At 69.5% G+C, this 24,157-nt stretch carries 24 protein-coding genes; 8 read left to right on the forward strand and 16 right to left on the reverse strand.

Going from position 1 to position 24,157, the window contains the following annotated elements:
• The 7 genes from ACLBYD_RS07410 to rimP form a co-directional block, all read right to left on the reverse strand.
• A partial coding sequence (locus ACLBYD_RS07410; protein WP_447816060.1) for a DHH family phosphoesterase occupies window positions 1–931 on the reverse strand: 931 nt, incomplete at its 3' end.
• Window positions 932–959: 28 nt separating this feature from the next.
• Complete coding sequence (rbfA, locus tag ACLBYD_RS07415) at window positions 960–1,418, reverse strand: 30S ribosome-binding factor RbfA (RefSeq protein ID WP_016693580.1); 459 nt, start codon at window positions 1,416–1,418, stop codon at window positions 960–962.
• Between the two features lie 53 nt (window positions 1,419–1,471).
• Window positions 1,472–1,762 carry a DUF503 domain-containing protein gene (locus tag ACLBYD_RS07420; protein WP_006551275.1) on the reverse strand — a complete coding sequence of 97 codons (291 nt, stop codon included), beginning with the start codon at window positions 1,760–1,762 and terminating at the stop codon, window positions 1,472–1,474.
• A 124-nt stretch (window positions 1,763–1,886) separates the two neighbouring features.
• Entirely contained in the window at window positions 1,887–4,769 is a 2,883-nt protein-coding gene (infB, locus tag ACLBYD_RS07425) for a translation initiation factor IF-2 (RefSeq protein ID WP_447815931.1), read from the reverse strand.
• Between the two features lie 203 nt (window positions 4,770–4,972).
• Window positions 4,973–5,281 carry a YlxR family protein gene (locus ACLBYD_RS07430; protein ID WP_081314385.1) on the reverse strand — a complete coding sequence of 103 codons (309 nt, stop codon included), beginning with the start codon at window positions 5,279–5,281 and terminating at the stop codon, window positions 4,973–4,975.
• Between the two features lie 44 nt (window positions 5,282–5,325).
• The gene (gene nusA, locus ACLBYD_RS07435) at window positions 5,326–6,354 is read right to left on the reverse strand and encodes a transcription termination factor NusA (protein ID WP_230787453.1); all 1,029 of its coding nucleotides are present in this window, start codon (window positions 6,352–6,354) and stop codon (window positions 5,326–5,328) included.
• On the reverse strand, window positions 6,351–6,950 hold the full coding sequence (rimP, locus tag ACLBYD_RS07440) for a ribosome maturation factor RimP (protein WP_447815932.1): 600 nt from the start codon (window positions 6,948–6,950) through the stop codon (window positions 6,351–6,353). Before rimP ends, nusA begins: the two co-directional genes overlap by 4 nt.
• Before the next feature lie 156 nt (window positions 6,951–7,106).
• On the opposite strand from rimP, the gene ACLBYD_RS07445 reads away from it, so the two are divergent.
• Window positions 7,107–7,598: a hypothetical protein gene (locus ACLBYD_RS07445; protein WP_194293741.1), complete on the forward strand. Its 492-nt coding sequence runs from the start codon at window positions 7,107–7,109 to the stop codon at window positions 7,596–7,598.
• Complete coding sequence (locus tag ACLBYD_RS07450; protein ID WP_060650968.1) at window positions 7,595–8,038, forward strand: ferritin-like domain-containing protein; 444 nt, start codon at window positions 7,595–7,597, stop codon at window positions 8,036–8,038. Before ACLBYD_RS07445 ends, ACLBYD_RS07450 begins: the two co-directional genes overlap by 4 nt.
• Here ACLBYD_RS07450 and ACLBYD_RS07455 read toward each other — a convergent pair.
• From ACLBYD_RS07455 to ACLBYD_RS07465, 3 genes are all read right to left on the reverse strand, one after another.
• Window positions 7,956–8,837 (reverse strand): hypothetical protein, encoded by an 882-nt coding sequence (locus ACLBYD_RS07455; RefSeq protein WP_447815933.1) that lies wholly within the window; start codon window positions 8,835–8,837, stop codon window positions 7,956–7,958. The two genes, ACLBYD_RS07450 and ACLBYD_RS07455, sit on opposite strands and share 83 nt — an antisense overlap.
• Window positions 8,838–8,900: 63 nt before the next feature.
• Window positions 8,901–9,560: an O-methyltransferase gene (locus tag ACLBYD_RS07460; RefSeq protein WP_060650969.1), complete on the reverse strand. Its 660-nt coding sequence runs from the start codon at window positions 9,558–9,560 to the stop codon at window positions 8,901–8,903.
• A gap of 119 nt (window positions 9,561–9,679) precedes the next feature.
• Window positions 9,680–11,413, reverse strand: a complete 1,734-nt coding sequence (locus tag ACLBYD_RS07465) for a proline--tRNA ligase (protein WP_447815934.1) — start codon at window positions 11,411–11,413, stop codon at window positions 9,680–9,682.
• Window positions 11,414–11,516: 103 nt separating this feature from the next.
• On the opposite strand from ACLBYD_RS07465, the gene yaaA reads away from it, so the two are divergent.
• Window positions 11,517–12,260 (forward strand): peroxide stress protein YaaA, encoded by a 744-nt coding sequence (gene yaaA, locus ACLBYD_RS07470; protein WP_447815935.1) that lies wholly within the window; start codon window positions 11,517–11,519, stop codon window positions 12,258–12,260.
• On the opposite strand, the gene ACLBYD_RS07475 is transcribed toward yaaA, so the two are convergent.
• From ACLBYD_RS07475 to mqo, 4 genes are all read right to left on the reverse strand, one after another.
• On the reverse strand, window positions 12,253–13,335 hold the full coding sequence (locus ACLBYD_RS07475) for an FUSC family protein (protein WP_277371480.1): 1,083 nt from the start codon (window positions 13,333–13,335) through the stop codon (window positions 12,253–12,255). The two genes, yaaA and ACLBYD_RS07475, sit on opposite strands and share 8 nt — an antisense overlap.
• Window positions 13,336–13,427: 92 nt before the next feature.
• A complete protein-coding gene (locus tag ACLBYD_RS07480; protein WP_447816062.1) occupies window positions 13,428–14,849 on the reverse strand; it encodes an MFS transporter in 1,422 nt (473 codons plus the stop codon).
• Between the two features lie 59 nt (window positions 14,850–14,908).
• Window positions 14,909–16,171, reverse strand: a complete 1,263-nt coding sequence (gene cobA / locus ACLBYD_RS07485; protein ID WP_447815936.1) for a uroporphyrinogen-III C-methyltransferase — start codon at window positions 16,169–16,171, stop codon at window positions 14,909–14,911.
• Window positions 16,172–16,267: 96 nt separating this feature from the next.
• Entirely contained in the window at window positions 16,268–17,794 is a 1,527-nt protein-coding gene (gene mqo, locus ACLBYD_RS07490; protein ID WP_447815937.1) for a malate dehydrogenase (quinone), read from the reverse strand.
• A gap of 187 nt (window positions 17,795–17,981) precedes the next feature.
• Between mqo and ACLBYD_RS07495 the strand changes: the two genes are divergently transcribed.
• A complete protein-coding gene (locus tag ACLBYD_RS07495) occupies window positions 17,982–19,043 on the forward strand; it encodes an alpha/beta hydrolase (RefSeq protein WP_060650975.1) in 1,062 nt (353 codons plus the stop codon).
• Window positions 19,040–20,413 carry a mycothione reductase gene (mtr, locus tag ACLBYD_RS07500; protein WP_447815938.1) on the forward strand — a complete coding sequence of 458 codons (1,374 nt, stop codon included), beginning with the start codon at window positions 19,040–19,042 and terminating at the stop codon, window positions 20,411–20,413. Before ACLBYD_RS07495 ends, mtr begins: the two co-directional genes overlap by 4 nt.
• A gap of 75 nt (window positions 20,414–20,488) precedes the next feature.
• On the opposite strand, the gene ACLBYD_RS07505 is transcribed toward mtr, so the two are convergent.
• Window positions 20,489–21,055, reverse strand: a complete 567-nt coding sequence (locus tag ACLBYD_RS07505; RefSeq protein ID WP_024100650.1) for an alpha/beta fold hydrolase — start codon at window positions 21,053–21,055, stop codon at window positions 20,489–20,491.
• Between the two features lie 121 nt (window positions 21,056–21,176).
• Between ACLBYD_RS07505 and ACLBYD_RS07510 the strand changes: the two genes are divergently transcribed.
• Genes ACLBYD_RS07510 through ACLBYD_RS07520 form a run of 3 tightly spaced genes read left to right on the forward strand, consistent with a single transcriptional unit; the run spans window position 21,177 to window position 23,169 of the window.
• The gene (locus ACLBYD_RS07510; protein ID WP_447816063.1) at window positions 21,177–21,536 is read left to right on the forward strand and encodes a GntR family transcriptional regulator; all 360 of its coding nucleotides are present in this window, start codon (window positions 21,177–21,179) and stop codon (window positions 21,534–21,536) included.
• On the forward strand, window positions 21,533–22,438 hold the full coding sequence (locus tag ACLBYD_RS07515) for an ABC transporter ATP-binding protein (RefSeq protein ID WP_447815939.1): 906 nt from the start codon (window positions 21,533–21,535) through the stop codon (window positions 22,436–22,438). The genes ACLBYD_RS07510 and ACLBYD_RS07515 overlap by 4 nt, the downstream gene beginning before the upstream one ends.
• Complete coding sequence (locus tag ACLBYD_RS07520; protein WP_447815940.1) at window positions 22,435–23,169, forward strand: hypothetical protein; 735 nt, start codon at window positions 22,435–22,437, stop codon at window positions 23,167–23,169. Before ACLBYD_RS07515 ends, ACLBYD_RS07520 begins: the two co-directional genes overlap by 4 nt.
• Before the next feature lie 72 nt (window positions 23,170–23,241).
• Here ACLBYD_RS07520 and map read toward each other — a convergent pair whose 3' ends face one another.
• Window positions 23,242–24,099 carry a type I methionyl aminopeptidase gene (map, locus tag ACLBYD_RS07525; RefSeq protein WP_447815941.1) on the reverse strand — a complete coding sequence of 286 codons (858 nt, stop codon included), beginning with the start codon at window positions 24,097–24,099 and terminating at the stop codon, window positions 23,242–23,244.
• Window positions 24,100–24,157: the final 58 nt, after the last annotated feature.

Consider the following 24,157-nt stretch of genomic DNA (forward strand, 5'->3'; position numbering starts at 1 on the left):
GTCCTCCGCCGCCGAGTGCGGTGGCGACGGCGGACACGTCCACCGAGGTCTTCGCGCGCAGCGAGACGGTCCACTCCTCGGGAGCGACCTCCTTGAACACCGCGGCGACCTCGGCCTCGGCGGTGGTGCGCACGATGTCGATGACGCTCTCGACCTCCTCCGGACCGAGATGCGCGGAGTCGGCGCGCCGGACGAAGGCGTAGACCAGTCCCCTGCCCTGAGCAGCGTCGCGTTCGAGCGTGGCGGTGGCCAGCACCGACGACAGCATCGGCAACCACCCGAAGGGATGGGTGTCGAGCAGGGCCCGCGTGATCGACGTGCCGTCGATACCGGTGGCGAGCAGGCGCTCGGCAAGTCCGTGGGCCTGCGGGCGACCCCAGCGGAACGATCCGGTGTCGGTCACCAGTCCCGCGTACAGGCAGTGCGCGAGTGCGGCGTCGATCTCGACACCCCACACGTCGAAGAGGTCGGCGAGCACCATCGCGGTGGCCTCGGACTCCGGGTCGACGAGGTTGTGGGTGCCGAACCGCGTGTTGGACAGGTGGTGGTCGATCACCAGGACGTTCGGGGCGGTCTTCAGACGGTCGCGCAGGACACCGAGACGGCCCGCGGTACCGCAGTCGACGGTCACCACGAGATCGGCCTCGCGGCGCACCTCCGCGACCGGCGTGACCAGGTGTGCGCCCGGCAGCGACCGCATCGATTCCGGCATGTCCGCGGGCGAACCGAACGCGACCTGCACGGCGACACCGCGTCGTTCGAGCGCGAGCCCGAGGGCCAGCCCGCTGCCGAGGGTGTCGGCGTCGGGGTTGATGTGGCACAGCACCGTCACGGTGGCCGCCGCGTCGAGCAGTGCGGCGGCACCGTGCAGGTCGACGGATCCTGCCGGGCCGGACGGGACGCCGGCCTCGTCCCGGTGCGACGGGACCATCGGAGGAGTCGGGTCGGGCACCGGTGCGTTATTCGTCGTCGTCACCGGCGTCGCGCTCACGGGGTTCCTTGTAGGGATCGGCATCGCCGGCCGGAACGGCGCCCTCACGGGCGCGTGCGACCTCGTCGTCGGCAGCGCGAGCACGCGCGAGGAGTTCCTCCATGTGCCGTGCCGTGTCGGGCACGGTGTCGGTGACGAACGTCAGCGTCGGGGTGAACCGCACACCGGTGCCGGCGCCGACCTTCGAGCGGAGCACGCCCTTGGCCTTCTCGAGGCCGGCAGCAGCGGCCTCGTGATCGGGTTCGGTGTTCAGATCCGCGCCCCGGACCGTGTAGTAGACGGTGGCGTCGTGCAGATCCGCGGTGACCTTCGCGTCGGTGATCGTCACGAACTCGAGCCGCGGATCCTTGATCTCGAGGTCGATGGCGGTGGCCACGATGGTGGCGATGCGCTTCGCGAGTCGGCGGGCCCGTGCTGGATCGGCCATGTCGTTCGTTCCCTTCTGTGGCCGCCGGCAGGCGGCCTGTCGTGCGGCCGGGATCAGTCCTCGGGCCCGTACAGCCTGCGTCTGACCGACAGCAGGTCGAGTTCGGGCCGCTGGGCGACCAGCCGCTCACACTTGTCCAGTATCTCTCCGACGTGCGCGAGGTCGGGGGCGACGACCGCCACACCCACCTGCGCCCGGCGGTACAGATCGTGTTCCCCGGTTTCGGCGGCGGACACCCCGAGCCGGCGCAGTTCTGCGACCACCGGACGGATCGCCGATCTCTTCTGTTTGAGCGAATGCACGTCGCCGAGCAGCAGGTCGAGTTCGAGCGCTCCCAGATACATCCGCTTCTCCCCTCGAGGACACTCCGGTCGGCCGCCCGGTCGGCTCCGTGCCGGCCGGGTCGGGCGTCCCGACACACCCGTGGCGGCGAACGACGAATCGTTCACCGCCACGGGTGCGGGTGGATCAGTCGCGCGGCTTCTCGCGCAACTCGTACGCCTCGATCACGTCGCCGACCTTGATGTCGGAGTAAGTGATCGTCAAACCGCACTCGAAGCCCTCGCGGACCTCGGTGACGTCGTCCTTCTCGCGGCGCAGCGACGAGATGGTGACCGTCTCGGCCACGACGTTGCTGTCGCGGATGAGGCGGGCCTTCGCATTGCGCTTGACGATGCCGGACTGCACGAGGCAACCCGCGATGTTGCCGACCTTCGACGACTTGAAGATCGCGCGGATCTCGGCGCGGCCGAGCTCGACCTCCTCGTAGATCGGCTTGAGCATGCCCTTGAGGGCCTTCTCCACCTCGTCGATCGCCTGGTAGATGACCGAGTAGTAACGGATGTCGACACCCTCGCGGTTCGCGAGCTCCGTGGCCTTGCCCTCGGCGCGGACGTTGAAGCCGATGATCACGGCGTTCGACGCGGCAGCGAGGTTGACGTTGGTCTCGGTGACGCCACCGACACCGCGGTCGATGACCCGCAGGCGCACCTCGTCGTCGATCTCGATACCCATGAGCGCCTCTTCGAGGGCCTCGACGGTACCCGAGTTGTCGCCCTTGAGGATGAGGTTGAGCTCGTTGTGCTCCTTGAGAGCGGCATCGAGGTCCTCGAGGCTGATGCGCTTGCGGCTGCGTGCTGCGAGCGCGTTGCGCTTGCGGGCATTACGCCGGTCGGCGATCTGACGCGCGATGCGGTCCTCTTCGACGACGACCAGGTTGTCGCCGGCGCCGGGCACCGACGTGAAGCCGACGACCTGGACCGGACGCGAAGGCAGTGCCTCGAGCACGTCCTCGCCGTGCTCGTCGACCATGCGGCGCACGCGGCCGTAGGCGTCGCCGGCGACGATCGAGTCGCCGACCCGCAGGGTGCCGCGCTGGATGAGCACCGTGGCCACCGGACCGCGACCGCGGTCGAGGTGCGCCTCGATGGCGACGCCCTGCGCCTCCATGTCCGGGTTGGCCCGCAGATCGAGCGCTGCGTCGGCGGTGAGCAGCACCGCTTCGAGCAGCTGGTCGATGTTGAGGTTCTGCTTCGCGGAGATGTCGACGAACATGGTGTCGCCGCCGTACTCCTCCGCGACCAGCCCGTACTCGGTGAGCTGCTGACGGATCTTCTGAGGGTTCGCACCCTCCTTGTCGATCTTGTTCACCGCGACCACGATCGGGACATCGGCAGCCTGCGCGTGGTTGATCGCCTCCACCGTCTGCGGCATGACGCCGTCGTCGGCTGCGACCACGAGGATCGCGATGTCCGTCGACTTCGCGCCGCGGGCACGCATGGCGGTGAACGCCTCGTGACCCGGGGTGTCGATGAAGGTGATCAGGCGATCTTCACCGTTGAGGTGCGTCATCACCTGGTAGGCACCGATGTGCTGGGTGATGCCACCGGCCTCGCCCTCGCCGACGTTCTCCTTGCGGATCGTGTCGAGCAGGCGGGTCTTGCCGTGGTCGACGTGACCCATGACGGTGACCACCGGCGGACGCTGACGGAGGTCTTCCTCGCCGCCTTCGTCCTCGCCGTACTGGATGTCGAACGACTCGAGCAGCTCGCGGTCCTCGTCCTCGGGCGAGACGACCTGCACGACGTAGTTCATCTCCGAGCCGAGCAGCTCGAGGATGTCGTCGTTCACCGACTGAGTGGCCGTGACCATCTCACCGAGGTTGAACAACGCCTGCACCAGGGCCGACGGGTTCGCGTCGATCTTCTCGGCGAAGTCGGACAGCGATGCGCCGCGAGCGAGACGGATGGTCTCGCCGTTGCCACGCGGCAACCGCACGCCGCCGACCGACGGCGCCTGCATCGAATCGTATTCCTGCCGCTTCTGGCGCTTCGACTTGCGACCACGACGCGGAGCGCCACCGGGACGACCGAACGCGCCGGCTGCACCGCCGCGACCGCGTCCACCGCCGCCGCCACCGGGGCGACCGCGGAAACCACCGGGAGCACCTGCACCTGCGGGTGCGCCGCCACCGGCGCCGCCACCGCGGTAGCCGCCGCCGCCACCACCACCGGGACGTCCACCGGGAGCTCCGCCCGGACGACCCGGACGACCGGATGCGGCCGGACGCGCAGCACGCTGCGGCATCGCACCCGGGTTGGGACGCGGGGGCATCGAACCCGGGGACGGACGGGGTCCGCCCTGACCGGGCGCGGGGCGGGGACCGCCCTGTCCGGGAGCCGGACGCGGACCGGCCTGGCCGGGTCCGGGACGCGGGCCACCGGGGCCTGCTGCGGGACGTCCCTGTCCGGGCGTGGGGCGGGGGCCGCCCTGTCCGGGGGTAGGACGCGGTCCGCCCGGGCCGGGGCGCGGGGCACCCGGACGCGGAGCGGGACGCTCGGCCGGAGCCGAGGAGTACGGGTTGTTACCGACGCGCGGGGTCTTCGGACCCGGACGCGGACCGGCCGGCTTGGGGCCGGGCTTGGCCGCGGGAGCCTGCGGCGTCGCGCCGGGAGCCTGAGCAGCCGGGGCCTGCGGAGCCACCTGGGCAGCGGGGGCCTGCGGCGCGGGAGCCGCGGGCTTCTCCGGTGCCGGAGCGGGCTTGGGAGCAGCCGGCTTCGGTGCGCCGGGCTTCGGACGTGCGGTCTCGGCCGCGGGGGCCGGGCTCGCAGGGGTGGGCCGGGGACCCGGCCGGGGGGCACCGGGCTTCGGTGCGGGGTTGGGTGCAGCCTTCGCGGCTGCATCGCCTTCGGTCTTACCGAACGATTCGCGCAGTCGACGCGCGACCGGCGGTTCGACGGTCGACGACGCGGACTTGACGAACTCGCCCTGTTCCTTCAGGCGTGCGAGTAGTTCCTTGCTGGTGACACCGAGTTCTTTCGCCAACTCGTGCACGCGGGCCTTGCCTGCCACTGCTCTCCTCACTGATGAGGTCGAGCGGCCGACTGCCCGCACGACCTCGGGTTATCTCCGATGGACGTTCATCGCTGGTGCTTCACGGTGTGCTCATGAGTGTTCGTGCCTGTTCTTCTCAGAGTGCGATGTCACTGTTGGTGTTCCTCGTCGTCGTTCCCACGTCCGTCTACCCGGCCGAAGCCGATTCGATGCGTCCGTGATCACTGTTCCGTGGACCCGACCAGCTGATCCAGCGCTGTGGTGTCCGGTTGTCCGGTCACGCGCAGTGCCCTGCCGAATGCTCGACGCCGAACCGCCAGGCCCAGACATTCCGAAGTGGGATGCAACCAAGCACCTCGCCCGGGAAGCCTGCGTCGGGGATCGGGAATCACGGCGAAACCTGACGGTTCCTTCTCGCGCGCCACCACCCGGAGCAGTTCGGCAGCCAGCGTTCGCTGCCGACATCCGACACAGGTCCGCACCGTAGTGGCGCGTTCCCCGCCGGTCGAGGACAGGTCATGCTGAACCATCGACCACTGTACCGCTGATTTGCCCGGAATCCCGCATCCCACTCCTACGCGCCTGTCGAGCCGCCGCGTGAATCGTCGTTCCCGGCCGGTGCCGCGTCGCTGCGGATGTCGATCCGCCAGCCGGTCAGCCGGGCCGCGAGCCGGGCGTTCTGCCCTTCCTTGCCGATCGCGAGGGACAACTGGAAGTCGGGAACGACCACCCGGGCGGCACGCGCGTCGGGGTCGACGACCGTGACCGAAACCACCTTCGACGGCGAGAGTGCGTTGCCTACGAACTTCGCAGGGTCCTCGTCGTAGTCGATGATGTCGATCTTCTCCTCGCCCAGCTCGCGCATGACGTTGCGCACCCGCTGCCCCATCGGGCCGATGCACGCACCCTTCGCGTTGAGGCCCGGGACGGTCGAGTGCACGGCGATCTTCGATCGGTGCCCGGCCTCGCGGGCGACCGCGACGATCTCCACCGACTCGTCGGCGATCTCGGGAACCTCGAGGGCGAACAACTTGCGCACGAGGTTGGGGTGCGTCCGCGACAGGGTGATCTGGGGGCCGCGCTGTCCGCGGGAGACGCCCACGACGTAGCACTTGATGCGGTCGCCGTGCTCGTAGGTCTCCCCCGGCACCTGCTCTGCCGGCGGGATCAGTCCCTCGGCGTTGTTGGTCTCGCCACCGATCTTCACGACGACCATGCCGCGGGCGTTGGCACGCGAGTCGCGCTGCACGACGCCGCTGACGATCTCGCCCTCGTGGGTCGCGAACTCGCCGAAGCGCTGCTCGTGCTCGGCGTCGCGGATGCGCTGCATGATGACCTGACGCGCGGTGGTCGCCGCGATCCGGCCGAAGTCCTCGGGAGTGTCGTCCCACTCGGCGATCAGGTTGCCGTCGGCGTCGCGCTCCTCGGCGAGGACCTGGATGGCGCCGGTCTTCGTGTCGACCACGACCCGCGCGTGCGGCTGGTGTCCGTCGACGTGCCGGTACGCCGTGAGCAGGGCCGTCTCGAGCGTCGCGATCAGCTCGTCGAACGGGATGTTCTTCTCCGCCTCGAGCATGCGCAGGGCGGCGATCTCGATATTCACTTGTCCACCTTCGTTTCGTTCGTCTCGTCGTGGTCGTCGCTGCCGGTCTCGTCGTCGGGTCCTTCGGCCAGCTCCCCGGCCGCGACCCGGCCGTCCGGAACCCCACCCGCCAGCTCGAGTTCCCTCGGCGGCGGCGGGGAGAACTCCACCTCCACCACCGCTCTGCGCACCGCCGAGAGCGGGACCGAACGCACGACCGGCCCGGACCGATCGGGCAGGACGAGCCTGATCTCGTCGCTGACGAGCTCGCCGATGCGGGCGACGAGGATCTCGTCGGCCAGTTCCACCTTCGCCTTGCGACCCTGGGCGCGCCGCCAGTGGCGGGGCTCGGTCAGGGGCCGGCCGATCCCGGGGCTGGTGACCTCGAGGACGTAGGGCGACTCACCGAAGTCCGAGACCCCGTCGAAGGCCTCGGAGACGATCCTGCTCAGGCGGGCCGCCTCGTCGAGACCGAGACCTGCGTCGCTGTCGACGAGGAGGCGCACCGTACTGTGCTTTCCGGCGGCCGTGACCACCACGTCCTCGAGGTCGTATCCCTCTCTGGCGAGCAGATCGGAGACGAGCTCGACGATCCTCTCCGGGGGCGGCACAGGCATGGCGGGCGGGCTCCTCGTTCAGTTGTGGTCGCAGCGGACAGCGGGCCGGAACGGATGCGTACCGGCAGACATCAAGCCTAACCCGCGTTTCGTGCTGCCGTGACCAGGGCGGCGTCCTTCGTCGGACGACGGGACTGGCAGGATGGTCCGGTGCCGATGCCACTCGACCGTCCCACCGTCTCCCGACGAACCCTCCTGCGATGGTCGTCGGTCGCTGTCGGTGGGTTCGGAATCACGACGATCACCGCGTGCGGCGCCTCCGACGAGGATGCCGCCGAACCGGATCCGCTTGCGAGCCAGGCGACCCGCGCCCGCACCGACGCCGCGACGGCCACCGCGTTGGTCGCGCGGGCGCCGGAGCTGTCCGCGGCGCTCACCACGATCGCGGCCGAGCGGACCTCCCACGCCGACGCTCTCGAGGCCGAGATCGCCCGCATGGAGGGTGCCACCACGAGTTTCACTCCCCCGTCGACCACGGTGACCACTCCCACCGGTGAGCTGCCGACCGTCGAGGCGCTCCGTGAGCGGTTGAACCGGTCGCAGCGCGAAGCCGCCGACCTCGCACGCACGCTGTCGGGTTACCGCGCGGGTCTGCTCGCCTCGATCAGCGCGTCCTGCGCCGTGCAGACGGCGGTGATGTTGCCGTGAGCTCACCCGAACTCGGTTCCGAACAGCAGGCCCTCGCCGACGCCCTCGAGGCCGAACACGCGGCGGTCTTCGGATACGGCGTGATCGCGGCCTTCGCGGATCCCGCCCGCGCGAACGCCGTGGCGGAGGACACCGCAGCGCACCGCGCACGCCGTGATGCGACGATCGAGGCGTTGCGCGCCGCGAGCGTCGAGCCGCCGGTCGCGGCACCCGGTTACACCGTGCCGTTCCCGGTGATCGACGCCGCGTCCGCCGCGCAGCTCGCCGAACAGATCGAGAGCGACACCGCGGTCGCGTGGCGGTCCGTCGTCGAACGGGCACGCAGCGAGGCCACCCGGGCCACGGCCGTGGGCGCACTCACCGAGGCGGCCCTGCGGGCGGCGCGGTGGCGGCAGAGCCGCGGAGTCGTGCCGTCGGTGGCCTTCCCCGGTCAACCCTGATCGAACGAGCCCAGCGCTCGTTCGACCACCTTCTCCACCGGAGAGAGTGGCCGGTCCATGGTCGAGAGCAGGGGTCCGACGAGCTCGAGCGGCGGCTGCGCGATGATCCGCGGTCTCGTCCCCCGGAGCGTCTGTGCAGCGTGGACGAGGAAGGGATGGCAGAGGTAGACGTCGCCGGCCCGCCCCGTTGCCTCCACGCTGCTGCGGTGCGGTGCGGTGCATCGAGCGTCCCGTCGGCGTCCATCTCCTCGCACAGGTCGAGCACCGACCGACCCCGTTCGCCGTGCCCCGCGAGATACCGCGGCACGTCGAGATGGGATCCGACCTTGATCCTGGTGGGCGCGTCGTCGGGTCCGACGTCCGAGAGCAGGAAGAGCATGAGCAGGCCGCGTCCCCGCGAGACGAGATTCACGTACGGCCAGTTCTCCCCCGGGACGTAGAACCCTCCGTCGATGTGCCATCCGGTATCCCCGGGGTCGTCGACATGGGGGAACCGGACCGGGAAGGTCCCGAGCCCACGCGGCGGGATCCATCGGTCCCGTCCGACGAGTCGGTCGTAGGTCTCGGTCAGCACCGGGGTGTTCGCCGCCGCGACGAAGGGGGGATCCGACATCCAGTCGATCCGCACGACCGGCCGCGTCCAGGTCGCCGGATCGTCGGGATCGGCGTCGATCTCGTGCCACAGCGCCGCCCGGCACTGCACGACCGTGTCGAGCGGCACGGCCCCTCGCACAACGACGAAACCGTCTTCCACGAATCGGTCGACATCGACTCCGTCGAGCCTCGAAGTCTCCACCACGGTCCGATCGTCCTGTGCGGATCACCGCCGCGCAACGGATTTTCGTCCGGCGCTCGCCGTCACTCAGTCCGTGACCAGGGCCAGCGCGAAGCCGTCCCAGCCCTTCGATCCGACGGTCTGCAGCGCCGTCGCGTCGAGGCGCGGTTCGCGGGCGAGCAGTTCGAGCACGTCCCGCGACGCGCGGACCCGTTCGTCGTCGCTGCCCTGATCGACGATGGCCCCTGCCCGCACCACGTTGTCGACGACGATAACGGTGCCGGGTCGCGACAACCCGAGCGCCGCGCGCACGTAGTTGCTGTTGTTCTCCTTGTCGGCGTCGATGAACACCAGGTCGAAGGGATCCTCGTCGACCAGGCCCGGCAGCGAGTCCAGGGCGGGGCCGACCCGGATGTCCACACGGTCACCGACGCCGGCGCGGTCGAGATTGGCGCGGGCCACCTCGGCGTGCTTGCGCTCGTATTCGAGGGTGACCACCCGGCCGGACTCCCCGACGGCCCGGGCGAGCCAGATGGTCGAGTATCCGCCGAGGGTGCCGATCTCCAGGACCCGGCGGGCACCCCGGATCCGTGCGAGCAGGTGCAGGAACTTGCCCTGCGGCGCGGAGACGTCGATGGGCGGCAGTTCCGCTGCGGCGTTCGCCTCGAGCGCTGAGCTCAGCGCAGGATCGTCGCCGATCAGCACGTCGGTGAGATAGTTGTCGGTCGCACTCCAGTTGTCGGCCATGCACCTCATTGTGGTTCGGTGCGCAGCGCACCACGGCGACTTCTGCCACATACGCCGGTGCCCCCGCGACGGCAGGTCGCAGGGACACCGGGTTCCGCCTGTATCGGCGAAAAAGAGCGTCAGCGGTTGACGATGCGCTGGACGACCTCACCGATCGGCAGTTCGTCGGCCTCGCCGGAGAAACGGTCGCGGACCTCGACCTTGCCGTCGGCGAAGCCGCGGCCGACCACGACGACGAGCGGCATGCCGAGCAGCTCCGAGTCCTTGAACTTCACGCCGGGCGACGCCTTGCGGTCGTCGAGGAGCACCTCGAGGCCGGCGTTCGAGAGTTCCTCGGCGAGGTTCTCGGCGCCTTCGCGGGCCTGCTCGTCCTTGTTGGCGATGACCAGGTGCACATCGAACGGTGCGATCTCCGACGGCCAGCGCAGGCCCTTCTCGTCGTGCTGCTGTTCGGCGACCACCGCGACGAGGCGTGACACGCCGACGCCGTAGGAGCCCATCGTGGGGCGGACGGGCTTGCCGCTCTCGCCGAGGACGTCCACCGCGAAGGCGTCGGTGTACTTGCGGCCGAGCTGGAAGACGTGGCCGATCTCGATGCCGCGGGCGGAGACGAGCGGGCCGGCTCCGTCGGGCGACGGATCGCCGTCGCGCACCTCGGCGGCCTCGATCGTGCCGTCCGGGGTGAAGTCGCGACCGGCGACCAGCCCGAAGACGTGCTTGCCCTGCTCGTCGGCGCCGGTGATCCAGCTGGTGCCGTCGACCACGCGGGGGTCGACGAGGTAGCGGACACCGTTGGCGAGCAGCGCCTTCGGGCCGATGTAGCCCTTGACGAGGAAGGAATTGGCCTCGAAGTCGGCGTCGGTGAGCAGCTCGACCTCGGCGGGTTCGAGCGAGGCCTCGAGGCGCTTGTCGTCGACCTCGCGGTCGCCGGGGATGCCGATGCCGAGCAGCTCCCACTCGCCACCGGGCTGCCGGACCTTGACCATGACGTTCTTGAGCGTCTCGGCCGCGGTGACCTCCCGACCGAGGACCTCCGACGCCGCGGCGACGAGCGAGGCGATCGTCGGGGTGTCGGGGGTGTCGTGCACGACCGCTTCGGGCTGTCCGTCGATCGGCAGCGGTTCCGGCGCGAGGGTCTTCACCGCTTCGACGTTCGCCGCGTAGCCGGACTCGAGGCACCGCACGTAGGTGTCCTCACCTGCGGGCGAGTCGGCCAGGAACTCCTCGGAGGCGCTGCCGCCCATCGCGCCGGAGGTGGCCGAGACGATCACGTACTTCACGCCGAGGCGCGCGAAGATGCGCTCGTAGGCGTCGCGGTGCGCCTTGTACGACTGGGCCAGACCCTCGTCGGTGAGGTCGAAGCTGTAGGAGTCCTTCATGACGAACTCACGACCGCGGAGGATGCCGGCGCGGGGGCGCTCCTCGTCGCGGTACTTCGTCTGGATCTGGTAGAGCGTGACCGGGAAGTCCTTGTACGAGTTGTACTCACCCTTCACGGTGAGCGCGAAGAGCTCCTCGTGCGTGGGGCCGAGGAGGTAGTCGCCGCCCTTGCGGTCCTTCAACCGGAACAGGCTGTCGCCGTACTCCGTCCACCGGTTGGTGGCCTCGTAGGGTTCGCGCGGCAGCAGCGCGGGCAGAGCGATCTCCTGCGCACCGATGGAGTTCATCTCCTCGCGCACGACCCGCTCGATCTGCCGCAGCACCCGCAGACCCAGAGGCAGCCACGAGTACACACCCGGCGCGATACGTCGCACGTATCCGGCTCGGACCAGCAACTTGTGGCTCGCGACCTCGGCGTCGGCCGGGTCGTCTCGGAGGGTGCGGAGGAACAGGTGCGACATGCGGGTGATCACGACCCTGCAGCCTACCGTGGCCATCTCGGGCAGTGACGTCGGCGCCCGGCACCTCGGGCAGTGACGTCGGCGCCCGGTGGCGGGGTCGGTACGGTTACCGGTTGTGCTGGTGCTTCTCCCTCCATCCGAAACCAAGTCCGACGGCGGCGACGGCGGGCCGCTCGATCTCGCCGACCTGTCGATGCCGCAGTTGACGGAGACGCGGGAGATGCTCGTGCAGGCCCTCGTCGACCTCGCAGCCGACCCCGAGGAGTCGAGCCGCGCACTCGGGCTGGGCACGAAGGGCGCCGACGAGATCGAACGCAACGCGAAGTTGTGGGTCTCCCCCACCCGCCCGGCGCTCGAGCGGTACACCGGCGTGCTGTACGACGCGCTCGACGCGGGAGCGTTCACGAAGGCGCAGCGCGACAAGGCCTATCGGCGCCTGGGCATCGGGTCGGCGCTGTTCGGCGCGGTCCGGGCTGCGGATCCGATCCCCGCCTACCGTCTCTCGGGAGGGTCGAAACTGCCCGGCTTCGGCACCTTGAAGTTCGTATGGCGGAACGAGCTCACCGACGCGCTGGTGGCCGAGGCCGGCGGCGACCTCGTGGTCGATCTCCGCTCCGGTGTCTACCAGCAGCTCGGTCCCGTGCCGGGTGCGGTGACCGCGACCGTGCTCACCGAGCAGCCCGACGGCACCCGCAAGGTCGTCAGCCACTTCAACAAGCACCACAAGGGCCTGCTGGCCCGCGCGCTGGTCCTCACCCGCGCGGAGCCGAGCGATATCGGAGCGCTCGCCCGCGTCGCGACGAAGGCGGGACTGAGGGTCGAGGTGGAGTCGCCGACCGAGCTGGTCGTGCTCACCTGACCTCGAGTCCCATCGCCGCGACGATCCGGCGGGCCGTGTGCAGGACGGCGCCGAGTCGTGCGGTCAGGACCAGGTCGTCCGATTCGGTGGCGAACCGTTCGAGTTCGGTGAGATTGCTGCGGCACGTCCCGTCGGGGTCGACCTCCCGGCCCGCCCCCACGGCATCGACCATCTCGGCGAGGGCGTCGAGCATCGCTGCGATCCCCGTCCGCAAGCGGTCGCGGTCGGCTTCGGCGATATCGTCGCCGAGTACGGGGTCCAGAGCGTGCGCGAGTTCCTCGACGGCGCTGGACACCGACGAGAGGTCGTCGAGGGTCCGGTCCCAGCGACGTGCCCGTTCCCCGGCCCGTGCAGCGGCGGGGCGTGGGTTCATCCGGGCACTCTCGTGCGCCCACCGTGATTCCTCGAAGGCGCGCTGCACGAGGCTGTCGATGCCCCGCGCCCGCTGCACCCAGTCCCGCACCCCCGACGATCCCTCACGGCATCCGGACGCCATGTCCCGCAGCAGGTCGCGCAGCTCATCGGTGAGTTCGCGGGCCTCCTTGCCTGCCGAGTACACCGGTGGGAAGACCAGCGCCGTCACGGCCACGCCGATCGCCGCGCCGATCATCGTCTCCGCGAGTCGCTCACCGAGCAGGATCGGACTGTCCGAGGCGCCCGTCGCGATCACCAGCAACGCCGTGATCGCCACCCAGATGCCGCTGGCCCCGAACCGCCGCCAACGACCCGCGAAGTAGCCGACCGCCACGGCGATTCCGATCGCAGCGGTCGTCGACTCCACGAGCCGTGTCACCACGACCGCGACCAGCAGACCCGCAACCACCGCCCCGACCTGCACCACCGCCTGCTGGAGCGAGCGCACGAGTGTCGCCTCGACGAGGAAGACCGCGACGTAGGGCGCGAGGAAGGCCTGCTGGAAGTGGAAGACCTCGGTCACGACGAGCCACGCGACGACCGCGGCGAGCGTGGACCGGAACGCCTGGAGGGCGACGTACCGCTCGTGTCCGGCCTCGCGCACCGCCCGGACGATCCACGATCCGACGAATCTGCCCCGTTCGAGAACACCGACCTGCATGAGTGTCGGGTACCCGGGGGTCGTGCGTGGCAGGCGTGAGCAAACTCATCCGCCGCAGCGGTCGCTCGTCCGCCACGGTGACGGTCCGACGGTCAGGAGGTCTGCGCGGCCTTCTCGGCCTCCTGCGCCTGCGCGACCTCTTCGGGAGTGAAGCGGATGAACAGCGCCGCGGCACCGGCGATCACCGCGCAGACCGCGCAGCCGACGAGCGCGAACATGTATCCCTCGCCCTGGGCGACGAGCTGGGCGTCGGTCATGTCGGCGACGGCTCCGGAGACACCACCGAGCGACATCGTCCGCGAGGTGGCCATCGCACCGATCACCCCGAGGCCGACCGGACCTCCGAGAGTCTGGGCGACCTGCGCGATCGCCGAGAGCGGTCCGATCTCGTGCGGTCCCACCCCGGATATCGCGCACAGCGGCAGCGGGACCACGGCCAGGCCGACCCCGAAGCCGACGACGAGCACCAGCACGAACAGGGTGGGGAAGTAGCGGACGCTGCCGTCCATGGTCGAGCCGTAGAGCAGGCTGACAGTCATGATCGCCGAGCCGGTGACCACGAGCCAACGCGGTTCGATCCGCGCGACCAGCTTCGACGACACCGCGGCGGCACCGCCGAGACCGAAGGCGAACGGCACGAAGGCCAGACCCGCGGCGAGCGGGCTGTAGCCGAGGATGTCCTGCACGAACAGGGCGACGAAGGCCGCGAGGCTGAACATCACGGCGCCCGCGAAGAAGATCGCCACAAAGGTCGCGACGCGATCCTTGTTGCGGAACAGCACGAACGGCAGCAGCGGGTTCTCCGCCCGCCGCTCGACGAGCAGGAACACTCCGAGCAGCACGAAGCCGGCGACGATCGCGCCGATGACCGAGGGGCTCGACCAACCGACTTCGGGACCCTCCGTGAGACCGAAGACCAGGCCGGTGCATCCGAGCGTCGCGAGGATCGCGCCTGGCACGTCGAGCGCGAGGCGTTCGGAGGCGGTCTCACGCAGCGCGATCGCGGCGAGCACGACGATGAGGACGCCGATGGGGACGTTGATGAGGAATATCCAGCGCCACGAAACCTGGGTGAGCGCACCCCCGAGGATCAGTCCGGCGATGGACCCGACACCGGTCATGGCCGCGAAGACCGCGATGGCGCGGTTGCGTGCCGGACCTGCGGCGAAGGTCGTCGCGACGAGCGCGAGGGCGGTCGGGGACGCGACCGCGGCGCCGACGCCCTGCAGAGCGCGGGCGCCGATGAGCATCGCCTCGCCGGTCGCCAGACCGCACAGCAGGGACGCCAGGGTGAACAGGCCGACTCCGCCCATGAACATGCGTTTGCGTCCGTAGCTGTCGCCGAGACGGCCGCCGAGGAGCATCAACCCGCCGAAGGCGAGGGCGTAGGAGGTGAGGACCCAGTTGCGACCCGCATCCGAGAGTCCCAGATCGCTCTGCAGCGGCGCGAGCGCGAGGTTCGCGACCGTTCCGTCGAGCACGACCATCAACTGGAGGCCGCTGAGGACCAGCATGGCCAGAGCGACCGCGCGGGTGGCCGACGGATGCGAGGTGGCTGACACGTGATCCAACGTTACCCACCGTCCGAGTCGGAGCCGGTCCGCGGATCGAGTCCGAATCCGGCCACCGGCCCGATCACGACGATCGCGGGCGGGCGCACGGCCTCGTCCCGGACACGCTGAGCGACGGTCGACAGGTCGGCACGCACCACACGCTGGCTGCTCAGCGTGCCCTCCTGCACGACGACCACGGGGGTGTCGGTGGGACGTCCGCCGGCGATCAGGGCGTCGGCGAACTGCTCGATGCGTTCGACGGCCATGAGCAGGACCAGGGTGCCGCGCAGCTTGGCGAGCGCGTCCCAGTCGGTGAGCGAGTCGGGATGTCCGGGCGCGACGTGGCCGCTGACCACGACGAATTCGTGGGTGACCCCACGGTGGGTGACGGGGATCCCGGCCGCGGACGGCACGGAGATCGCGCTGGTGATGCCGGGGACGACGGTCACCGGGATGCCGGCCGCGGTGCAGGCCTCGAGCTCCTCGTAACCGCGTCCGAAGACGTACGGGTCGCCGCCCTTGAGCCGGACGACGAACTTGCCGGCCTTTGCGCGGTCGATGAGGGTCTCGTTGATGACCTGCTGGGCCATGGCCCGTCCGTACGGGAGCTTCGCCGCGTCGATCACCTCGACGTGCGAGTCGAGTTCCGCGAGCAGTTCCTGCGGGGCGAGATGGTCGGCGACGACCACGTCGGCGCGGGTGAGGAGGCGGCGACCGCGCACGGTGATCAGGTCGGGATCGCCCGGTCCTCCGCCCACGAGGGCGACGCCGACCGGCTTCGGCGCGGTCTCGGCGAACTCGGTGACGGCCGCTCCGGCGAGGGCGTCACGGATCGAGGTGCGCACGGCGGCGGACCGGCGGTGGTCGCCACCGGCGAGGACGCCGACGGTCAGACCCTCGTAGCGGGCCGTGGCGGGGGTGACGGCGCTGCCGTGACGGGCGTTGTCCGCGCGGACGCAGAAGATCCTGTTGCGTTCGGCTTCGGCGACGACCGCGGCGTTGGTCTCGGGTTCGTCGGTGCAGGCCATGGCGTACCACGCGCCGTCGAGGTCGCCGTCGCGGTATTCGCGCAGGTCGAGGGTGATGCGGCCCTTCGTCGCCATGCTCTCGACCACGGGGGTCGCGGCCCGGGCGACGACGTGGATGGCGGCACCGGACGCGACGAGCAGACCGAGACGCCGCTGCGCGACGCTGCCTCCTCCGACGATTACGACGCGGCGCCCACGGAGATCGAGTCCGACCAGGTAACTGGTCTCGTCCTCAGCGGCAGCGGACACGGGCATCTCCCCATCTCTCGTGTCGGGGCGAATCCGATCGGACCCACCTTCAGGACACCTGTGGCCCGGGCATCGCCCCGGGCCACAGGTGCAGTGATCGGATCAGACCGCGGCGGCCTCTGCGGGCGCCTCGGCCACGGTTTCGGAGACGACGTCGAGCTGCAGCGACTTCGTGCTGTGGTCCCATACCTGGCGGAACAGGTCGGGGTTGTCGGACAGCTTCAGACCGAGCGACGGGACCATCTCGCGGAGCTTGGACTGCCAGCCCGCCCACTGCTGCGGGAAGCAGCGCTCGAGGACGTCGAGCATGGCCGGAACGGCCGTCGAGGCACCCGGCGACGCACCGAGCAGACCGGCGATCGAACCGTCACCCGCGTTGACCACGGCGGTACCGAATTCGAGGACACCGCCCGCACCCTTGCGGCGGATGACCTGCACACGCTGACCGGCGACGATGAGCTCCCAGTCCTCGAGGCGCGCCTCGGGCACGAACTCGGCGAGGGTGCCGATGCGGTCGGCGGGCGACTGCATGAGCTCACCGACGAGGTACTTGACCAGGCCGAGCTCGGTGACGCCGACGCCGAGCATCGACATCAGGTTGCCGGGCTTGACGGACTTGGGCAGGTCCATGATGCCGCCCTGCTTGAGGAACTTGGGCGACCAGCCGGCGTAGGGACCGAAGAGCAGACCCTGCTTGCCGCCGATGACGCGGGTGTCGAGGTGCGGCACCGACATCGGAGGGGCACCGACCGCGGCCTTGCCGTAGACCTTGGCGCTGTGCTGCGCGATGACCTCGGGGTTGGTGCAGCGCAGGAAGGCACCGGAGACGGGGAAGCCACCGAAACCCTTGATCTCCTTGATGCCCGACTTCTGCAGCAGGTGCAGCGCGCCGCCGCCGGCGCCGACGAAGACGAACTTCGCCTGGACCTTGCGCGACTCGCCGGTGCGGCGGTTGCGGACCTTCACGATCCAGCTGCCGTCGGACTGCTTGGACACGTCGGTGACGTCGTGGCCGAAGAAGACGGTGCCGCCGGAGGCCGCGACGTGGTTGATGAGCTGCTTGGTGAGGGCACCGAAGTCGACGTCGGTGCCGGTCTGCGTCCAGTTCAGGGCGACCGGGTCGGAGAAGTCGCGGCCCTTGCCCATGAGCGGCAGACGCTCGGTGAAGACCTCGGGGCTCTCGGTGTACTCCATGCCCTCGAAGAGGGGATGGCCGGCAAGGGCGTCGTAGCGGGCACGCAGGTACTTCACGTTCTCGGCGCCGTGCACGAAGCTGACGTGCGGAACCGGGTTGATGAAGTTCTTGGGGTCGGACAGAATGCCGTTGTCGACGGCGTACGCCCAGAACTGGCGCGAGACCTGGAACTGCTCGTTGACGTTGACGGCCTTCGCGATGTCGACCGAACCGTCCGGCTTCCCGGGGGTGTAGTTGAGCTCACACAGCGCGGAGTGGCCCGTACCGGCGTTGTTCCAGGGGTCGCTGCTCTCGGCGGCCGCGGCGTCGAGGCGCTCGAACGCGGTGATCGACCAGTCGGGCTGCACCTGACGCAACAACGCACCGAGGGTTGCGCTCATGATGCCCGCGCCCACGAGCACTACGTCGGTTTTCGCTACTACGTTCTCTGACACTGGGAAATCGACTTCCTTGTCTGGTTCGCACGCGCCGCCGAAGTACGGAGGTACCGTCTCGCGTGGGTGTCCCGTCAACGCGGCGCGCGAATGCGACCGACAGGTTACCCGCGCGTGTTCCGGCGTTTCATTTCACCTCATTGTGTACCCATGAGCGGTGGTCGGCGAACACACCTAGGGTGTGATAGTGACTACTTGGCGTCCTGACGTCCTCGGAGACGGCTACGAGCAGCTCGAACTGCCGCTGGGCACCGACCCCGACGGCGAAGGCGAGATCTCGGCGACCCTGGTGCGCTACCAGCCGCCGTCCACCGATCTCCCCGACCGCGCGGTGCTCTACGTCCACGGCTTCACCGACTACTTCTTCCAGCAGCACCTCGCCGAGCACTTCGCGGCGCGCGGTTACCGCTTCTTCGCGCTGGACCTGCGCAAGTGCGGCCGTTCGCGGGCACCCGGGCACACCCCTCACTTCGTCACCGATCTCTCCCACTACGACGCCGAGCTCGACGAGGCGCTGCGCGTGGTGCGCGAGGAGGTCGGTGGCGGTGTGCTGCTGGCGGCCCACTCGACGGGCGGGCTCGTCCTGCCGTTGTGGCTCGACCGGCTCCGTCGCCGGCCCGGCGGGGTTGCCGCGGCGGGCATCGTGGGTCTCGTCCTGAACAGCCCGTGGTTCGACCTGCAGGGACCGTCCTACCTGCGCAATGTCGGCACGGCGGCCATCGACGTCGTCGGCCGCCTCCGCCCGCGCGCGCTCATCCCGCTGCCGAAGACCGAGGCCTACGGCCGCAGCCTGCAGAGCGACGGCTGGCGCTACGACCTCGACTGGAAGCCGTTGACCGGCTTCCCCATCCGCTTCGGCTGGTTACGTGCCGTGCGGCGGGGCCAGGCCGTCCTGCACCGCGGGCTCGACATCGGGGTGCCGTCGCTGATCCTGCGGTCCGGTGCCTCGCGCTCCGCTCCGCGGTACGACGCGAGCGTCGACACCGTCGACGCAGTCCTCGACGTCCGCCAGATAGCCCGATGGGCGGGATGCCTCGGCAACCGCACGACGATCGTGCCGATCGACGGTGCCCGTCACGACGTGTTCCTGTCCACACCCGGTCCCCTGGCGGAGGCCTTCCGGGAATTGGACCTGTGGCTGGAATGGTTGGACGGAGCGGACGAGGCGGACACCTCCGGTTCCCGAACCGAGGCCGACGACTCCGCCACCGTTTCCGTACTGCACCGACCCATGGGAGAGCACGCGTGACCCACTACGACCTCGCGATCATCGGCACAGGATCGGGGAATTCGATCCTCGACGAGCGGTACGACGGGAAGCGCGTCGCTCTCCTCGAAGAAGGCACCTTCGGGGGCACCTGTCTCAACGTGGGCTGCATCCCCACGAAGATGTACGTCTACGCCGCGGAGGTCGCCCACACGGTCCGCACCGCGGCGAAGTACGGCGTCGACGCGTCGATCGACGGAGTGCGGTGGAACGACATCGTCGACCGGGTCTTCGGTCGCATCGATCCCATCGCTGCGGGCGGCGAGCGCTACCGCTGCGAGGACTGCGCGAACGTCACCGTCTACGACGGTCACGCGTGGTTCGTCGGCGAGCGCCGCATCGACACCGGAACCGGTGAGGTGATCACCGCGGACCAGGTGGTCGTCGCGGCCGGTTCGCGGCCCGCGATCCCGCAGGAGGTACTCGATTCCGGTGTGAGATATCACACGAGCGACGACGTCATGCGGCTGCCGAAACTGCCCGAGTCCCTCGTGATCCTCGGGACGGGCTTCATCGCGATGGAGTTCGCCCACGTCTTCTCGGCGCTCGGCACGCGGGTGTCGGTGGTCGCGCGGACCGACCGTCTGCTGCGGCACCTCGACGCCGACGTCTCCGAGCGGTTCACGGCGCTCGCCGCGGCCAAGTGGGACGTCCACCTCGCCAATCCGGCCCGGGCGTTCCGTCCGGTCGGCGACGGCGTGGAGGTCGAACTCGCCGACGGCACCGTCGTGAGCGGCGACGCCCTGCTCGTCGCGACGGGTCGGCAGCCCAACGGTGACCTGCTCGACGCCGCGGCGGCCGGCATCGAACTCGATGCGAAGGGCCGGATCGTGGTCGACGAGTTCCAGCGCACGTCCGCTGCGGGTGTGTTCGCCCTCGGCGACGTGTCGTCGCCCTACCAGCTCAAGCACGTGGCCAACCACGAGGCGCGGGTCGTCCAGCACAACCTGCTGCACGACGCGTGGAGCGGCGACACCACGGGTCTGCAGCGGACGGACCACCGCTACGTCCCCTCCGCGGTGTTCACCGATCCGCAGATCGCGTCGGTCGGTCTCACCGAGGCCGAGGCCCGGGAGGCGGGATACGACATCTCCGTCAAGATCCAGGACTACGGCAACGTCGCCTACGGCTGGGCCATGGAGGACACCGAAGGTTTCTGCAAGCTGATCGCCGATCGGTCGACGGGTCTGCTGCTCGGCGCCCACATCATCGGGGCCCAGGCGTCGACGGTCATCCAGCCGCTCATCCAGGCCATGTCGTTCGGTCTGCCCGCGCGGGAGATGGCGACCGGCCAGTACTGGATCCACCCCGCGCTGCCCGAACTCGTCGAGAACGCCCTGCTGGGTCTCTGAACTTCGGGGTCTCCGAGCACCTTCACCAGCGCCGTGTGGCCTGCTGCCCTCTCCGGGCCGCAGGCCACACGCGTCTCACCAGCTTCCGGTGCGCAGCGCGATCGCGGACGCGAAGTCGGTGGGCGCCTCGGCGGGCACGTTGGCGACCCCGGCGAGTTCGACCACCCGGAACTCTCCCGTCACGTAGCGCATCGATGCGTCCGCTTCGGGTCGGCGCGAGGCATCGCCCACGACGATCGTGGTGGGCACCTCCGCGGGCGGCGCCGACGCGTCGCGCACCGTGCCGTCACGATCCGCGACCGCGGGATGGCCGCGGTCGGCGACCACCAGGCTCGCGAAGCGTCCGAAGCGTCCTGCGGCGACGGCCCAGGCCAGCTCGGCTCCCGCGCCGCTGCCCGCCAGATGAACCCAGGGCAGGGCGAGGGCGTCCAGTAGGGCGAACACGTCGGCGGGCGCGAGTCCGTCGATCTTCTCGACCACGATCGTCCGCAGGTCGGACGTGTGCAGCCGCTCGCACACGACGTCGTACACACCTGCGTCCTCCCCCGCGTCGGGGAAGAGCAGCACCGTGTAACGACTTTCGGGGCCGCCGATCCGAACCTGCACGTCCCCACCGGGCGTGGTCACCGTCCTCGATTCCATGGGCAAACGCTACATGGCCGCAGTCCGTGCTCCGCCTCTTGCCGTATCGACGACAAGGTCCTATGGTTCATTACATGAGTAATGAACCGATGCACCCGTCTTCGAGTCCCGGGGCGTCGTGCTGAACGACGAGGGCAAGCCCCTCTTCCAACAGATCGCCGAGCTCATCGAGAACTCGATCGTCGACCGCAGCCTCGCGGAGGAATCGCAGGTTCCCTCGACGAACGAGCTCGCGGCCTTCCACCGCATCAATCCGGCCACGGCCGCGAAGGGCCTCAACGCCCTGGTCGCCGACGGAATCCTCTACAAGAAGCGAGGAATCGGCATGTTCGTCACCACCGGCGCCCGCGACAAATTGATCGCCCGCCGACGGGATCGGTTCGCCCAGCAGTACGTCGTCCCGCTCGTCCTCGAGGCCGAGAAACTCGGAATCGGCATCGACGAGCTCAAGTCCATGCTCGACACACGGGAGCACGTATGACCATCACTCCGCCCGTCGTCCGCGCACGTCACCTCGGCATGCGGTTCGGGGACGTCGCCGCCCTCACCGACGCCGACTTCACACTCCGCCGGAACACGATCTACGGCCTGCTCGGCCGCAACGGCGCCGGCAAGACCACCCTGATGCAGCTGCTCGCGGGCCACATACGCCCCACGACCGGCAGCGTCGAGGTGTTCGGAGCCGATCCGTACGAGAACACCGCGGTGCTCCAGCAGGTGTGCTTCGTCGCCGACACCCAGCGCTATCCCGACGACATGCGCGTCGGGCACGTACTCGCCTCGGCGGAACTGATTCTGCCGCTGTGGGATCGAGAGTACGCGGAGCGGCTGGCCGACAGGTTCGCGCTGCCCTGCGGACGCAAGGTCAAGAAGCTCTCCCGCGGCATGAGTTCCGCACTGGGCATCGTGGTGGGTCTCGCGTCGCGCGCACCGGTGACGATCTTCGACGAACCGTATCTCGGTCTCGACGCCGTGGCCCGGCAGATGTTCTACGACGAACTGCTGCTCGACTACGCGGAGCGTCCGCGCACGATCGTGTTGTCGACCCACCTGATCGACGAGGCCGCCGACCTGCTCGAACACATCCTCGTGCTCGACCGCGGACACCTCGTCGTCGACGAGGACACCGACACGCTGCGCACCCGCGCCGCACAGGCGACCGGCCCGGCGGACGAGGTGGCGCGGATCGTCGGCGACAGCACCGTCCTGCACACGGAGAGCCTCGGCGGTGTCGCCCGCACGGCCTTCCTCCGCAACGACGCGGACGAACTCCCCCACGCCTCCGGACGTGTGGACGTGCAACCGATCTCGCTCCAGGACCTCGTGGTCCACCTCCACCGGACACCCGAGACCGTCACCACGAACGAGGAGGCATCGCTGTGACCACCGCGATCCCGTTGCCTGCACCGGTCACCACCGGGTCGGCGCGTGTCCTGTCCGTCGCCCGCCTGCAACTCGTCTCGTGGCCGCTGTTCGTCGCGTGGCCCGTCGGGCTCCTGATCACCTCGGCCCTCATCCCATGGGTGATCTTCTCCCTCGTCGACACGGGTGCGGAGTACAACGTCACCGGCAGCATGCTGTCGGTCTACGGCTTCATCGTCGCCTTCTACATCCTGGCGATGACCCAGATGTTCTCGTTCGCACTGCGTCTCGGTTCCACGCGATCGCACTACATGCAGTCGATGGTGGCGATCGCGGTGGCCCAGTCGGCGGTGTTCGCGATCGCCTTCCAGCTCCTCTCGGTGCTCGAGGCCGCGACCGGGGGCTGGGGAGTGGACATGCGGATGTTCGGGATCCTGCGTTTCGTCACCGACAGTTCCGTGGTGCAGTTCCTGGGCTTCTTCGCCACGATGCTCCTGATCGTTGCGCTGTCGATGCTCATCGGGGCAATCCAGCACCGTTGGCGCGCAACGGGTCTGCTGACGGCCGCCGCGTCCGTCGTCGTGATCGGCGGTCTCGCCGCGATCCTCGTCACGTGGACCCGGTCGTGGTCGTCGCTGTGGTCGTGGATCGTCGACGCGTCGCCGACGACGACCCTGGTGGTGCTCCCCCTGCTGGTGGCCGCGGTGTGCGTGGGCGCGACCTGGCAGGTCGCCCGCAACGCGGCACCCTAGGCCGGCCGCCTTCCGGAACAGGTTCGGCCCCGACCCNGGGGCCGAACTCCGTGCTCGCTCAGCGAGCGGAGGTCACGGCAGGGTGAGGATCTCGGCGCCGGTGTCGGTGACGACGATGGTGTGCTCGAACTGCGCGGTCCACTTGCGGTCCTTGGTGACGACCGTCCAGCCGTCGTCCCAGATCTCGTAGTCGGGCGTACCGAGGTTGATCATCGGTTCGATGGTGAACACCATGCCGGGCTCGATGATCGTGTCGATGTCGGGCCGGTCGTAGTGCAGGATCACCAGGCCGTTGTGGAAGGTCTCGCCGATACCGTGGCCGGTGAAGTCGCGGACGACGCCGTAGCCGAAGCGGTTGGCGTAGGACTCGATGACCCGGCCGATGACGTTGAGGGCCCGGCCCGGCTTGACCGCCTTGATGCCGCGCATCGTGGCCTCGCGGGTGCGATCGACGAGCAGGCGGACGTCCTCGGAGACGTCGCCGGCCAGGAAGGTGGCGTTGGTGTCGCCGTGGACGCCGTCGATGTAGGCGGTGACGTCGATGTTGACGATGTCGCCGTCCTCGACGACGGTCGAGTCGGGGATGCCGTGGCAGATGACCTCGTTGAGCGAGGTGCAGCACGACTTGGTGAAGCCGCGGTAGCCGAGGGTCGACGGGTAGGCGCCGTGGTCGCACATGTACTCGTGCGCGACGCGGTCGATCTCGTCGGTGGTCACGCCCGGCGCGACAGCCTTACCGGCCTCGACGAGGGCCTGTGCGGCGATCTTCGACGCGAGTCGCACCTTCTCGATCGTCTCGGGTGTCTGCACCCACGGCTCGTTGCCTTCCTTCGCCGTGGGCTTCCACACGTACTCCGGCCGTTCGATCGATGCGGGCACCTCCCGGATGGGAGTCGGAGTGCCGGGGACGAGCGGAGCGCGGGTAGCCATGACTTCCAGATTAGCTGCCGCGCCCCGCTCCCCCGTCATCCACCGATCGGGCCGTCGT

This window comes from Rhodococcus sp. C26F (assembly GCF_053345925.1).

Excerpts from the sequence above, each read along its gene's own strand:
- rbfA (WP_016693580.1), bottom strand. The coding sequence starts at position 1,418 with ATGGCCGATCCAGCACGGGCCCGCCGACTCGCGAAGCGCATCGCCACC.
- ACLBYD_RS07420 (WP_006551275.1), bottom strand. The coding sequence starts at position 1,762 with ATGTATCTGGGAGCGCTCGAACTCGACCTGCTGCTCGGCGACGTGCAT.
- ACLBYD_RS07430 (WP_081314385.1), bottom strand. The coding sequence starts at position 5,281 with ATGGTTCAGCATGACCTGTCCTCGACCGGCGGGGAACGCGCCACTACG.
- rimP (WP_447815932.1), bottom strand. The coding sequence starts at position 6,950 with ATGCCTGTGCCGCCCCCGGAGAGGATCGTCGAGCTCGTCTCCGATCTG.
- ACLBYD_RS07445 (WP_194293741.1), top strand. The coding sequence starts at position 7,107 with ATGCCACTCGACCGTCCCACCGTCTCCCGACGAACCCTCCTGCGATGG.
- ACLBYD_RS07460 (WP_060650969.1), bottom strand. The coding sequence starts at position 9,560 with ATGGCCGACAACTGGAGTGCGACCGACAACTATCTCACCGACGTGCTG.
- ACLBYD_RS07475 (WP_277371480.1), bottom strand. The coding sequence starts at position 13,335 with ATGCAGGTCGGTGTTCTCGAACGGGGCAGATTCGTCGGATCGTGGATC.
- ACLBYD_RS07480 (WP_447816062.1), bottom strand. The coding sequence starts at position 14,849 with ATGCTGGTCCTCAGCGGCCTCCAGTTGATGGTCGTGCTCGACGGAACG.
- cobA (WP_447815936.1), bottom strand. The coding sequence starts at position 16,171 with ATGCCCGTGTCCGCTGCCGCTGAGGACGAGACCAGTTACCTGGTCGGA.
- ACLBYD_RS07505 (WP_024100650.1), bottom strand. The coding sequence starts at position 21,055 with ATGGAATCGAGGACGGTGACCACGCCCGGTGGGGACGTGCAGGTTCGG.
- ACLBYD_RS07515 (WP_447815939.1), top strand. The coding sequence starts at position 21,533 with ATGACCATCACTCCGCCCGTCGTCCGCGCACGTCACCTCGGCATGCGG.
- map (WP_447815941.1), bottom strand. The coding sequence starts at position 24,099 with ATGGCTACCCGCGCTCCGCTCGTCCCCGGCACTCCGACTCCCATCCGG.